The sequence below is a fragment of the Candidatus Brevundimonas colombiensis genome, from assembly GCA_029202665.1.
GTDB lineage: Bacteria > Pseudomonadota > Alphaproteobacteria > Caulobacterales > Caulobacteraceae > Brevundimonas > Brevundimonas colombiensis.
Window position 1 is genome coordinate 1,516,849 of sequence record CP119326.1, and the last position, 12,348, is coordinate 1,529,196.

Below are 12,348 nucleotides of genomic sequence, written 5' to 3' on the forward strand. Positions count from 1 at the left end.
GTGGCCGCCTGTGCCTGATTTCGACGGGAGCTTAGCGTGCCGTCCCTGTCCCCCGCCCACCGCGCCGCCCTGACGGCGGTCGTCGAGGCCTGTCCCGATGCGTCGCTGGCGCAGCTGGGCGGGGCGGTCGCGGCCCTGCCGGGCGAAAAGGCGGCGGAGCTGGCGGTCATCGTGGGCGAGCAGGCGCGCGATCGCGCCCGGCGCGCCACCGCCTTTGCGCCCCTGCTGCCCCTATTTCAGGCTCGCGCCGACGGCGTGCCGGCCCTGACCTTTCCGCCCGTGGTGCTGGCGCGTGTCTGGCGGGAGGCGGTGATCGGCGAGGAGGCCTTTCTGCCCTTGCTGGACGGGGCGGCGACGGTCGACGGCGAATGGACCCTGGCGGCGGATCGGCTGTGCGCGCGGGCGGCGGCGGTGCTGCGTGACCGGCCCCGCGACGTCTGGCCGGAGTTCCAGCGCCCGCCGGACGGGGCGCCCCCTTCCACCCCGGCCGAGCTGGCGGGATGTTTCGACCTGACCCCGCTGGCCCGGACGGCCCTGCCGCGCCTGTCGGTCTGGCTGGAGCGGCCGGACGACAACCAGCTGGCGGGCCTGCGCCTGCTGATCCAGGACTGTCTGGTCGTGGCGCCGGACGGCGGGCGGCGGATGATCGATATTCTGTTCGCCCATGTGGCGGACGCCGAGCGGATGCTGAGGGTGGTGACGCGCACCAGCCGCCTGGCCGACCGCGAGGTGACGCTGAGCCATTCGGACATGGGCGTCTTCGTCGAGCGGCTGCTGGCCTCGGTCCAGACGCGGGTGCAGGGGATGGCGGCGCTGCGGTCTTCCTTGTCCGAGGACGCCATGCGGGCGGTGGTGGATCAGGTCGGCTGGTGCGCCGGGGTCCTGGCCGAGATGGACCTCACGCTGCAGATTCGGCCGGACTCCAGCTGGGGCAAGACGGCGCGGATGGCGCGGGTGCAGGTGTCGGGCCAGCTGTCCGGCCTGATGAAATCGACGGCGGCGGCGGTTCACGCCGCCTTGCCGATGAAGCGCCGCGCCATCGCCGGCCGCATGACCCGGATGTCGCCCTGGCTGGAGGCGCCGGCGGACGGCGAGCCGATCGAGGCGGCGGCGGCCCTGCTTGCGGCGGCGGCGGCCCTGCGGGGGGCGGCGGTCACATTCGGTTGCGAGGCCGACCGCGCGGCCCTGAAGACCGAGATGACCGACTATCTGACCACCTGGGCCAATGAAGCGCTGGACGGCATGGCGGACGGCGAGGTCGAAAACCCGGACCAGGCGCTGCGGCTGATCGGGATCGCGGCGCGTTTCCTGACGCTGATCGAGGCGCTGGAGGCGGCCCGAGCGGTTCGCCGGCGCGCGGCGACGGCGGAGACCGCCCGTCTGGCGTAAGGCCGGGCGGAGGGGGGCGATGAAAGGCGTCTCGCCCGACGCCCATTGATCGGCTAGACCCCTGAATCATGATCGCCTTCTGGATGATGACGGGACTGGCGGCGGCCCTGGCCGCCCTTTTGGTGCTGGCCGGCGCACGGCGCGGGGCCGAACCCGCGGCGGACGTCGAGACGCAGGCTGGAGCGCGCGAGATCGAGGAGCTGGACCGGCTGAAAGCGCGGGGCCTTCTGGACGAGGCCGCCCATTCGGCGGCGCGGGCCGAGGCGGGCCGACGGCTTCTGGCTCTGACGGCGACGGCGGCGCCTGTCGCGGGCGTCAGGGATCGGCTGTGGGTGTTGGGCGGGATCGGCGTGACGGTCGCGGCGGCGCTGGGGCTCTATGTCGCGACCGGGGCGCCGGGTCTGCCGGACCAGGGTTATGAGCGGCGCGTGGATGCCTGGTCGGCCGATCTGAACGGGCTGGAGCCGGCGCAGCTGGCGGCGGTGACCGCCCGCGTCGCCAAGGAGCGGCCCGGCGATCGTCAGGCCCTGGCCATGCTGGGCGCCGCGCGCTTCGCCGCCGACGATCCGCTGGGGGCGGCCTCGGCCTTTCGCCGCCTGATCGACCTGGACCCCAAGGACGCCCAGGCCTGGGCGCGGCTGGGCGAAAGCCTGGTGGTCGCCAACGACAACCAGATCGGCGGCGACGCCGAGGCGGCCTTCCGCCAGGCGCTGACCCTGGACCCCGATCAGCTGGGCGCGCGCTTCTTTTTGGGCGAGGCGGCCTTGCGGCGCGGCGACCGGACGGCGGCCCGCGACCTGTGGACGCCCCTGATCGCGGCTCTCGATCCCGCCGATCCGCGCCGCCAGGATCTGGAACGCCGCCTGCCCGAGGCGAGGCCGCAATGACGCATTGGTCGCGCCCGGCGCCGGGGCTATACGGCGTCGAACCGAAAAGGTCCGTCGCATGAGCTGGCTGCCCAGATCGCCAAAGGCCCGTCGTCGCCTGTGGGTCGTCGCCGCCGTCGCGCCGATCCTGGCGTTGGCGGTCGGCCTGTCGCTGTGGGCGATGCAGGACAGCGTGACCTTCTTCTATTCCCCGTCCGAAGCCACCGCCGACAAGGCGCCGGAAGGGCGCAACATCCGCCTGGGCGGCCTGGTCGAGGTCGGCAGCGTGCACAGGTCGGACGACGGCTTGGTGGCCTTTTCCGTCACCGACAATGTGGGCGTGACCCGCGTCGTCTACCACGGCGACCTGCCCGACCTGTTCCGCGAAGGGCAGGGGATCGTGGCGCAGGGGGCGTTCGGCGCAGACCGCACCTTCCACGCCAGTCAGGTCCTGGCCAAGCACGACGAGAACTATATGCCGCGCGAGGTCGCCGACCGCCTGAAGAAAAAAGGCGAATGGCGGCCGGAGGCGACGCCGACGGCAGCGGCCGTCAGCCAGACCATGCCCTCATGATCGCCGAATTCGGGGCCTTCGCCCTGGCGCTGGCGCTGGCGCTGTCCATCCTTCAGACGGCGCTATCTGCGGCCGGTCGCGTGCGGCGCAGTCCGGTGCTGGCCGGCGCGGCCCAGGGCGCCGCACTGGCGGCGGCGGCGGCGGTCGTTCTCAGTTTCGCGGCCCTGATCTACGCCTTCGTCACATCCGACTTCTCGGTCTCGAACGTGGCGGCCAACAGCCACACCGACAAGCCGATGCTGTACAAGGTGGCGGGCGCCTGGGGCAGCCATGAAGGCTCGCTTCTCCTGTGGTGTCTGGTGCTGACCGTGTTCGGCGGGGCGTTGGCGCGGGCGCGCGGGCTGCCGTTCGGGCTGAAGGCGTCAGCGGTGGCGGTTCAGGGGGCGCTGGGGTCGCTGTTTTTGGCCTTCGCCGTCTTCACCTCCAGCCCCTTCACCCGTCTGGACCCCGCGCCGTTCCAGGGCGCGTCGCTGAACCCCCTGCTGCAGGACCCGGCGCTGGCGGTGCATCCGCCGCTGCTCTATGCGGGCTATGTCGGGTTTTCGGTCTGTTTCTCGCTGGCGGTGGCGGCCCTGATCGAGGGGCGGGCGCAGACGGCCTTCTGGCCCGCATGGGGGCGCTGGGTGCGGCCCTGGGCCCTGGCCAGCTGGGCCCTGCTGACGGTCGGCATAACCCTGGGATCGTTCTGGGCTTATTATGAGCTGGGCTGGGGCGGTTGGTGGTTCTGGGACCCGGTCGAGAATGCGTCATTCATGCCCTGGCTGGCGGGCGCGGCCTTGCTGCACAGCGCGGTGGTGACGGAGCGGCGCGGGGCGTTGGCGGGCTGGACCGTGTTCCTGGCGCTTCTGGCCTTCACCTTCTCCATGCTGGGGGCGTTCCTGGTGCGCTCGGGCGTGCTGACCAGCGTTCATGCCTTCGCCGTCGATCCCCAACGGGGGATGATGCTGCTGGCCATACTGGGCGTGACGGCCGGCGCGGCCTTCGCCCTGTTCGCCTGGCGCGCGCCGCAGTTGAAGGGCGGGGGCCTGTTCGCGCCGATCAGCCGCGAGGGCGCGCTGGTGCTGAACAACCTGTTCCTGACCGCCGCCGCCGCGACGGTTCTGCTGGGCACCCTGTATCCCCTGATCCTGGAGGCCGCGTCCGGCGCGACCATCTCGGTCGGCCCGCCCTATTTCGCCGCCACCTTCACGCCCTTGATGATGGTCGCCTTCCTGATCCTGCCGGCCGGGCCGTTGTTGGCGTGGAAGCGCGGCGATCTGCCCGGCGCGATGCAGAGGCTGGCCGTGGCGGGCGGCGTGGCCATCCTGTCGGCCCTGGCCGCCTATGCCCTGTGGGAGCCCAGAAAGGCCCTGGCCGCCATCGGGGTCGCCGTCGGGGCGTGGTTGATCGCGGGATCGCTGGCCGAGGTCGCCGAGCGCATCCGCCTGTTCCGCGCGCCCGGCGCTGAAATCTGGCGACGGACGAAGGGGCTGCCGCTGGGCGCCTGGGGCATGACCCTGGCCCATCTGGGGGTGGGGGTCTTCATCCTAGGCGCGGTGGTCGAGACGGGGTTCAAGGCCGAGGCGGCGCGGTCGCTCAGCATCGGCCAGAGCGTGTCGGCGGGCCCGTGGACCGTGACGCTGGACGAGGTCCGCGTGGTCGAAGGCCCCAACTATCTGGCCGAACAGGGGCGGCTGACCGTGCGCCCCGCCGACGACCGGGGCCGGGCCACGACCGTCACGGCCGAGCGGCGGTTCTTCCCCGCCGGCGGCCAGACCACCACCGAGGTCGGGCTGGATTTCCGGGGGCTGGACGACGTCTATGTGGTGATCGGCGAGCGGGCCGGCAGTCCGCAGCAACCGGCCTGGGTGGTGCGCCTGTACTGGAACCCGTGGGCGCGGCTGATCTTCCTGGGGCCGGCGATCATGGCCCTGGGCGGGGCGCTGTCTCTGATGGATCGACGGCTGCGTCTGGGCGTGGGTCAAAGACGGCGCAAGGCGGCATGAGGCGTCTGAGCGTCCTTCTGGCCGCGCCCATCCTGGCGCTGATGCTGACGGCGGCCGAGCCGCCTGCCGCGCCCGACCGGCCCCTTCCCGATGCGGCGCAGGAGGCCCGCGCCCAGGCCCTGTTCAAGGACGTTCGCTGCGTCGTCTGTCAGCACGAGGCCATCGCCGACAGCCCGGCGGGCGTCGCGGGCGACATGCGCCGCCTGATTCGCGAGGAGATCGCGGCGGGCGCCACGGACCAGGCGGTGCGCGACGATCTGGTGCGCCGGTTCGGCGACTATGTGCTGTTCACCCCGCCGGTGCGGGCGGGAACCTGGCTGTTGTGGTTCGGACCGTTCGCCCTGGTCGTGCTGGCCGGGATCCTTCTGGTGCTGCGCGCCAGGCGCAGGCCCGCCGAGGCGCCCGGCCTGACGCCCGACGAGGAACGGCGCCTGGACGAAGTTCTACGAAATGAGAAGCTTCGCCGCGATCCTGACGCAACCTCGCCTCACGACGGGCTTTAGTCGGGATCAACCATCGAACGTCGGCATTGGCGCAAACGCCTTCCGGCCTATATCAATCGCGAAACCGGCGCCCGTCTGGCGTTGGACAGAGGATCGCAAGGACCACGATGCTGAAGCGCAAGGAGTTCATTCTCGGGGCCGCGGCCGGCCTGACCCTGGCGGCGGCGGCGACCGCCGGCGGCGTGATCAACTGGCCCGGCGCGCATGCCGAACCCCAGGCGGTCAACCGCATCACCCCGGTCCCGGCCAATGGCGACGCCTTCACGCCCCCTCCCGGCGCGCCCAGCAGTTTCGCGACCATCTTCGAACAGGTGGCCCCGGCCGTCGTTCAGATCGACGTGACGGTCAAGGTGGATCAGCCCCAGGGCGGCGCCTTCACCATTCCCGGCCTGCCGTTCCAGTTCGTGCCGCCGCAAGGCCGCGGCGGTCGGGGCGGCGATGACGAGCCGCAGACGACGCAAGGGGCCGGTTCGGGCTTCTTCATCTCTCAGGACGGGTTCATCGTCACCAACAACCACGTCGTCGCCGACGCGACCGAGATCAAGGTCAAGATGTCGGACGGCCGCGAGCTGCCGGCCCGCCTGATCGGCCGCGACGCCGGCACCGACCTGGCGGTGATCAAGGTCGAGGGCAACGACTTCAAATACGTCAGCTTCGAAGAGACGGCCCAGCCCCGCGTGGGCGACTGGGTCATCGCCATCGGCAACCCCTTCGGCCTGGGCGGCACCGCCACGGCGGGCATCGTCTCGGCCAAGGCGCGCGATATCGATCCGTCGGGCTACAACGACTACATCCAGATCGACGCGGCCATCAACCGGGGTAACTCGGGCGGCCCGACCTTCGACATCTACGGCCGCGTCATCGGCGTGAACTCGGCCATCTATTCGCCCACCGGCGGATCGGTCGGCATCGGCTTCGCCATTCCGGCCGAGACGGCCAAGAACGTCACGACGCGCCTGATGCAGGGCCAGACGATCGAGCGTGGATACGTGGGTGTGTCCATTCAGGATATTCCCAAGGGCGCAGTGGAAGCGCTCGCCCTTCCCGCCAACACCAAGGGCGCCTACGTGGGCGAGGTGACGGCTGACGGGCCCGCTCAGAAGGCTGGAGTTCAGGTCGGTGACGTCGTGGTTCAGGTCAATGGTCGTGACATCGACGGATCGACCGAACTGCGTCGTATGGTCGCCGCGACGGAGGCCGGACAGAATGTGCGTCTCACCGTTATTCGTGACGGTCGGCGCCAGGAGATCAACATTCGCGCGGCCAAGCGGCCATCCGAAGAAGAATTGGCGGCGGCATCTGGCGAGAACCGCAGCACGCAGATGCCAGGCGCGCCCACAGGCGCGACCGTGGAAGGCATGAAGGTCGGGCCGCTTAATCCAGCGATCCGCCAACGTCTGGGCTTGCCAGCCGAGGCTCAGGGCGTGGTGGTGAACGAAACTGTGTCAGGCTCAAAGGCGGCCGAACTCGGCATTCCCGCCGGAGCGGTGATCCAGCGCGCCAATAATCAGGTCGTGACGTCGGCGGCCGATCTGGAGCGCGCCATCGCCGCCGCGCGCGCTGCGGGTCGTCCAGGCGTATTGTTGATGGTCAGAACGCAACGCGGCGGTGCGACGTCCGTCGTTCTTGAACTGCCGAAGAACTGATCGGCATTCTGACCAAGCCTTAACTCGTCAATCGCCGCCGATGCGCTAACATCGGCGGCGATTTTGATTCCGGGAGGGGTTTCGATGCGGATTCTGGTGGTCGAGGATGACGCCGAAGCGGCGACCGCCATGGTGCGGGGCCTGTCGGAGGCGGGGCACGAGGTGACCCATGCGGTGGACGGCGCCTTCGGGCTGCTGGAATCCCAGAAGGGCGGTTACGACGTCTATGTGGTAGACCGGATGATGCCGCGTCTGGACGGCGTGGGCATGGTCGAGACGGTCAGGAAGGGCGGCGATCAGACGCCGGTCCTGTTCCTGTCGGCGCTCGGCGAGGTCGAGGATCGGGTGACGGGCCTGAAGGCCGGCGCCGACGACTACCTGGTCAAACCCTACGCCTTCGCCGAGCTGATCGCGCGGGTCGAGGCTTTGGCGCGTCGGCGCGAGACGGGCGGGGTGCAGACCGTGCTGAAGGTCGGCGACCTGGAGATGAACCTGATCGGCCGCACCGTGCATCGCGGAACGACCGAGATCGACCTTCAGCCGCGCGAGTTCCAACTGCTGGAGTTCCTGATGCGCCACGCCGGCCAGTCGGTGACGCGCACCATGCTGCTGGAAAAGGTCTGGGAATATCATTTCGACCCCCAGACCAACGTCATCGACGTCCACATCAGCCGCCTGCGCTCCAAGATCGACAAGGGCTTCGACAAGGCCATGCTGCAGACCGTGCGCGGCGCGGGGTATCGGTTGGAGGCGTGAAGTTCGGAGTGGTGCGTGGTTAGTGGCGAGTGACGAGGATGAAATTCGGCGGCGAGAGGTGAGCGGTGTCCAATCGTAAGTGCTCTCCTGCGCCCACTCGTCACTCGCCACTAATCACGCGCCACTAAAAGCCATGCGCCTCCCCTCCGTCCTTCGCCGCACGCCGTTTCGGCTGACGCTGCTGTTCCTGGCGCTGTTCGTGGCGGCGGCGGGGGCGATCCTGGCCTATGTCTATTTCGCCTCGGCGTCGGAGGCGCAGGGGCGGGCGAGGGCGGACGTGGAGGGCGAACTGGGGGCCCTGACCGCCATCCATCGCACGCGCGGCATCGACGCCCTGAACCAGGCGCTGGTCGAACGCACCATTCGCGGCGGCCCCTATCTGTATCTGCTGACCGGGCCGGACGGAAAGATCGTCACCGGCAATCTGTCGGTCATGCCGTTCGACCTGAAGGAGCCGCCCCAGGTCGGCAAGGGCGAATGGAGCACCTTTCGCCTGACCAGCACCGACGACGAGGGGCGGGTTCAGAACCGGCGCTCCATCGGCGTGGTCCTGCCTCTGGCCGGGGGCGACACCCTGTTCGTGGGCGAGGACATCGGCGGCATCGAGGCCTATCTGGCCCGCCTGACCCAGGCGCTGTGGGGCGCCATGGCCCTGGTCATGCTGCTGGGCCTGGCGGGCGGCCTCTACATCAGCCGGCGGGTGGAGCAGTCGATGGCCGGGCTGAACCAGGTCGTGCAGGCCGTGCAGGAGGGCGATCTGAAGCAGCGGGCGCTGGTTCGCCATTCGGGCGACGAACTGGACGAACTGGGCCAGGGGTTGAACACCATGCTGGACCGGCTGGAGGCGTCGATGGCCTCGATCCGGCATGCCGGCGACGCCATCGCCCACGACCTGCGGTCGCCGCTGACGCGGATGCGCGCCAAGCTGGAGGTGGCGCTGATCGACGCCGAGGCGGGCAAGATCGACGGCGTCGACGCCCTGGGCATCGCGCTGGACGAAGCGGATCATCTGCTGAAGACTTTCAATACCGTTCTGGCCATCGCACGGCTGCAGGCGGGGGGCGCGCCCGATCCGAAGGTGATGGACGCGGCCGATCTGGCCGCCGACATGGCCGAGCTTTACGAACCGGCGGCCGAGGACAAATCCATCGACTTCTCCGCCGAGATCGACCGGGGACTGATGATCGAGGGCAACCAGCCCTTCCTGGCCCAAGCCCTGGCCAATCTGATCGACAACGCCATCAAATATACGCCGGCAGGTGGAGCCGTGAAGCTGCGGGCGCGTCGGCGGTCGTCGGGCGAGATCGAATATTCCGTCACCGACACCGGGCCGGGCGTGCCTGAAGAGGACCGCGAGCGGGTGGTCCAGCGGTTCGTTCGCCTGGACAACAGCCGCACCGAGCCGGGCTCGGGCCTGGGCCTGTCGCTGGTGACGGCCGTGGCCGAAGCGCACGGCGGTCGCGTGGTGCTGGACGAGGGGCCGGGGGCTTACGGTGAGTTCGGGCCGGGACTGCGGGTGGCGCTGGTGCTGCCGCCAGCCTCGGCCTCGACCTGATTCCCCCTCATTTCCGCTCATCCCGGCGAAAGCCGGGACCCAGGTCTTTGGGCGCGCGGGCTTGTGGGGGCGCTTTGGATCGTGGTCCAACGCATTGCCGAACGAAAGCACTGGGTCCCGGCTTTCGCCGGGATGAGCGGATGATTTGATGCCCGATACCGAATCCCTGATCCCTTTGGTCCGATCCCTCACCCCTGCCGGTCCCATCGCGAACGCGGCCGCCGCCGACCGTCTGCATGAGGCCTTGACCGAGGCTGCCACAGCCGACGGCTGGGCTGAAACCCTGACCGCCGCCTGGCCCGCCCTGGCTTCCGTCGCCGGGGCCTCGCCCTATCTGGCTGGGCTTATGCGGCGGCGGCCCGCCCATCTGCGCCGCCTGCTGGAGGTCGATCCGGCCGAGAGCTTGGCTCGCATCCTGAACGACACCGACGCCTTGGGTGGCGAGCCCGACGACGTGCGCGCGCCCTTGCGGGTGCTGAAGGCCGATCTGCATCTGCTGACGGCGCTAGCCGATCTGGGGGGCGTGTGGGGGCTGGACCAGGTCACAGCCGCCCTGTCGTCGTTCGCCGACGCCGCCTGCCGCGCCGCCCTGCGCGCCGTCGCCGCCGAGCAGCGGGTGCGGGGTCGGCTGGTCTCGCCGCCCGACGATTCGCGCGGCCCCGTGCCCGGCCTGTTCGGCGTGGCCATGGGCAAGCACGGCGCCGACGAGCTGAACTATTCCTCCGACATCGACATCTCGCTCTTCTTCGAGCCGCGTCTGACCACCCTGGCCCTGGCCGAGGGGGTGGAGATGCAGGACTTCGCCAATCGCGTCGGCAAGGGGATCGCCACCCTGCTCAGCGAACGGACGGCCGACGGCTATGTGTTCCGCGTCGATCTCAGGCTGCGGCCCGATCCCTCGTCGACGCCGCCCGTGGTCGCCGCCCCCATGGCCCTGGCCTATTACGAAAGCGTCGGCCAGAATTGGGAACGGGCGGCCTTCATCAAGGCGCGACCGGTGCTGGGCGACCTTCGCGCGGCGGGACGGTTCCTGAAGGCGCTGACACCCTTCGTCTGGCGGCGCAGTCTGGACTATGCCGCCGTGCTGGACATCCAGTCGATCAAGAAACAGATCCACGTCCACAAGACCGGCGAGGGCCTGGCGGCGGCGGGCGCCAATCTGAAGCTGGGGCGGGGCGGCATCCGCGAGATCGAGTTCTACGCCCAGACCCAGCAACTGATCCTGGCCGGCCGCGATCCGACCCTGAGGACGCCGCGAACCATCGAGGCGCTCCACGCCCTGGCCGCCGCCGGCCATATTCCCCCCGCCGTCGCCGACGAACTGTCGGCCGCCTATGTCGAGCTGCGGGGGCTGGAGCATCGGGTGCAGATGCTGGACGACGAACAGACGCACCGCCTGCCCGAGGACGCCGAACGGCGCGCCGCCGTCGCCGCCCTGGCCGGATGGTCGGACCTTGCGGCCTTCGACGCCCATGTCGAGGCCCTGCTGGCGAGGGTGAACACGCGCTATGGCGAACTGTTCGAAGGCGGGGAGGAGCTGGATTCCCACTATGGCAGCCTGGTCTTCACCGGCGTCGAGAACGATCCCGAGACGCTGGAGACCCTGAAACGGATGGGGTTTTCCGAGGCGGCCTCGGTCGCCGACACCATCCGGGCCTGGCATCACGGCCGCATCCCGGCGACCCGCACCGAGCGGGGCCGCGAACTGTTCACCCGCCTGGCGCCGCGCCTGCTGGAGGCGGTGGCGCGATCCGGCGCGCCCGACGACGCCTTTCGCCGGTTCGCCGTCTTCTTCTCGGGTCTGGCGGCGGGGGTGCAGGTCCAGGCCTTGTTCCTGAACCAGCCCAGATTGTTCGAAATGGTCCTGGGCGTCATGGCCTTCGCCCCGCGCCTAGCCCGCACCCTGGGGCGTCAGCCGGCGGCGCTGGACGGGGTGCTGGATGCGCGCTTCCTGACCGACCTGTCCGATGACATGGGCCTGAGCGAGCAAATCCTGCGCGAGGCGGGCGAGACCGAGGATTTCGAGGGGGCCATGAACGCGGTGCGTCGCCTGCACCGCGAGCAGATGTTCCGCATCGGCATCCACGCCCTGACCGGGCGGGCGGGGACCGAGGCGGCCGGCCGGGCCTATGCCGCCCTGGCCGATGCGGCCATGCGGACCCTGTCGCCGGCGGCCCTGGTCGAAACGGTGCGGCTGGGCGGCGATTTTCCGGGCGCGGTCGCGGTGGTGGCGCTGGGCAAGGCCGGATCGCGCGAGATGACGGCCGGGTCCGACCTGGACCTGATGACCCTTTACGAGGCGCCGCCGGAGGCGACCTCGACCCTGAAAGACTGGACGGCCGACGTCTTCTACGCCCGCTTCACCCAGCGGCTGATCGCGGCGCTGTCGGCGCACACGGCCGAAGGCGGGCTGTACGAGGTCGACATGCGTCTGCGGCCCACCGGATCGAAGGGGCCGGTGTCGGTGCGCCTGTCGGCGTTCGACGCCTATTACGCCAAGGAGGCGGAGACATGGGAGTTCATGGTCCTGACCCGCGCCCGCGTGGTCTGGGCCAGCGATCCGGCCTTCGGCGAACGCGTCTCGGCGGCCATCGAGGCGGCGTTGCGCCGTCCGCGTCCCGGCGTCGATGTCGCCGCCGACGTGCGCAAGATGCGCGGCCTGATGGACCGCGAGCGTCGTCCGCACGGCTTCTGGGACCTGAAGCTGTCGCCCGGCGGACAGGTGGACGCAGAGTTCGCGGCCCAGTTCCGCCAGCTTCAGGCCGCCGCCGCCGGCCAGCCGCTGACTCTGTCGACGCTGGAGGCGCTGCACGACGATCCGGTCCTGGCCGAGGCGTGGCGGGTGCAGCAGCGGCTGGCCCATCTGCTGGCCGCCGCCTTCGAGGGTCGGGTCGATCCCGAGGCGGAGCCGTCGGTCTTCCAGCTGCGTCTGGCCGAGGCGGCGGGCGCGCCAGACTTCGAGACGTTGAAGACCGAACTGACGGACCTGCGCGCCCGCGCCCGCAAGGCCTTCGAACGGGTGGTTCCGGCGGGTCGCGACGGAGATTCGGAGACGCAGCGTTCAATCTCCTGAC

The 12,348-nt window shown here is 70.2% G+C and carries 9 protein-coding genes; all 9 read left to right on the plus strand.

Annotated features, from left to right (window positions below; translation table 11 throughout):
- The first annotated feature begins 36 nt into the window (after positions 1 to 36).
- The 9 genes from P0Y50_07215 to P0Y50_07255 all read left to right on the plus strand — a co-directional run bounded on the left by P0Y50_07215 (position 37) and on the right by P0Y50_07255 (position 12,347).
- Complete coding sequence (locus P0Y50_07215) at positions 37 to 1,389, plus strand: hypothetical protein (protein ID WEK41388.1); 1,353 nt, start codon at positions 37 to 39, stop codon at positions 1,387 to 1,389.
- Between the two features lie 68 nt (positions 1,390 to 1,457).
- Positions 1,458 to 2,276: a c-type cytochrome biogenesis protein CcmI gene (gene ccmI, locus P0Y50_07220; GenBank protein ID WEK41389.1), complete on the plus strand. Its 819-nt coding sequence runs from the start codon at positions 1,458 to 1,460 to the stop codon at positions 2,274 to 2,276.
- A 58-nt stretch (positions 2,277 to 2,334) separates the two neighbouring features.
- A complete protein-coding gene (gene ccmE, locus P0Y50_07225; protein ID WEK41390.1) occupies positions 2,335 to 2,829 on the plus strand; it encodes a cytochrome c maturation protein CcmE in 495 nt (164 codons plus the stop codon).
- On the plus strand, positions 2,826 to 4,814 hold the full coding sequence (locus P0Y50_07230; GenBank protein WEK41391.1) for a heme lyase CcmF/NrfE family subunit: 1,989 nt from the start codon (positions 2,826 to 2,828) through the stop codon (positions 4,812 to 4,814). The genes ccmE and P0Y50_07230 overlap by 4 nt, the downstream gene beginning before the upstream one ends.
- Positions 4,811 to 5,317: a cytochrome c-type biogenesis protein CcmH gene (locus tag P0Y50_07235; protein WEK41392.1), complete on the plus strand. Its 507-nt coding sequence runs from the start codon at positions 4,811 to 4,813 to the stop codon at positions 5,315 to 5,317. Before P0Y50_07230 ends, P0Y50_07235 begins: the two co-directional genes overlap by 4 nt.
- A gap of 107 nt (positions 5,318 to 5,424) precedes the next feature.
- A complete protein-coding gene (locus P0Y50_07240; GenBank protein WEK41393.1) occupies positions 5,425 to 6,963 on the plus strand; it encodes a Do family serine endopeptidase in 1,539 nt (512 codons plus the stop codon).
- A gap of 84 nt (positions 6,964 to 7,047) precedes the next feature.
- On the plus strand, positions 7,048 to 7,719 hold the full coding sequence (locus P0Y50_07245) for a response regulator transcription factor (protein WEK41394.1): 672 nt from the start codon (positions 7,048 to 7,050) through the stop codon (positions 7,717 to 7,719).
- A 133-nt stretch (positions 7,720 to 7,852) separates the two neighbouring features.
- Positions 7,853 to 9,274, plus strand: coding sequence for an ATP-binding protein (locus tag P0Y50_07250; GenBank protein ID WEK41395.1), 1,422 nt, complete (start codon positions 7,853 to 7,855; stop codon positions 9,272 to 9,274).
- 148 nt (positions 9,275 to 9,422) lie between these two features.
- A complete protein-coding gene (locus P0Y50_07255; protein WEK41396.1) occupies positions 9,423 to 12,347 on the plus strand; it encodes a bifunctional [glutamine synthetase] adenylyltransferase/[glutamine synthetase]-adenylyl-L-tyrosine phosphorylase in 2,925 nt (974 codons plus the stop codon).
- Position 12,348: the final 1 nt, after the last annotated feature.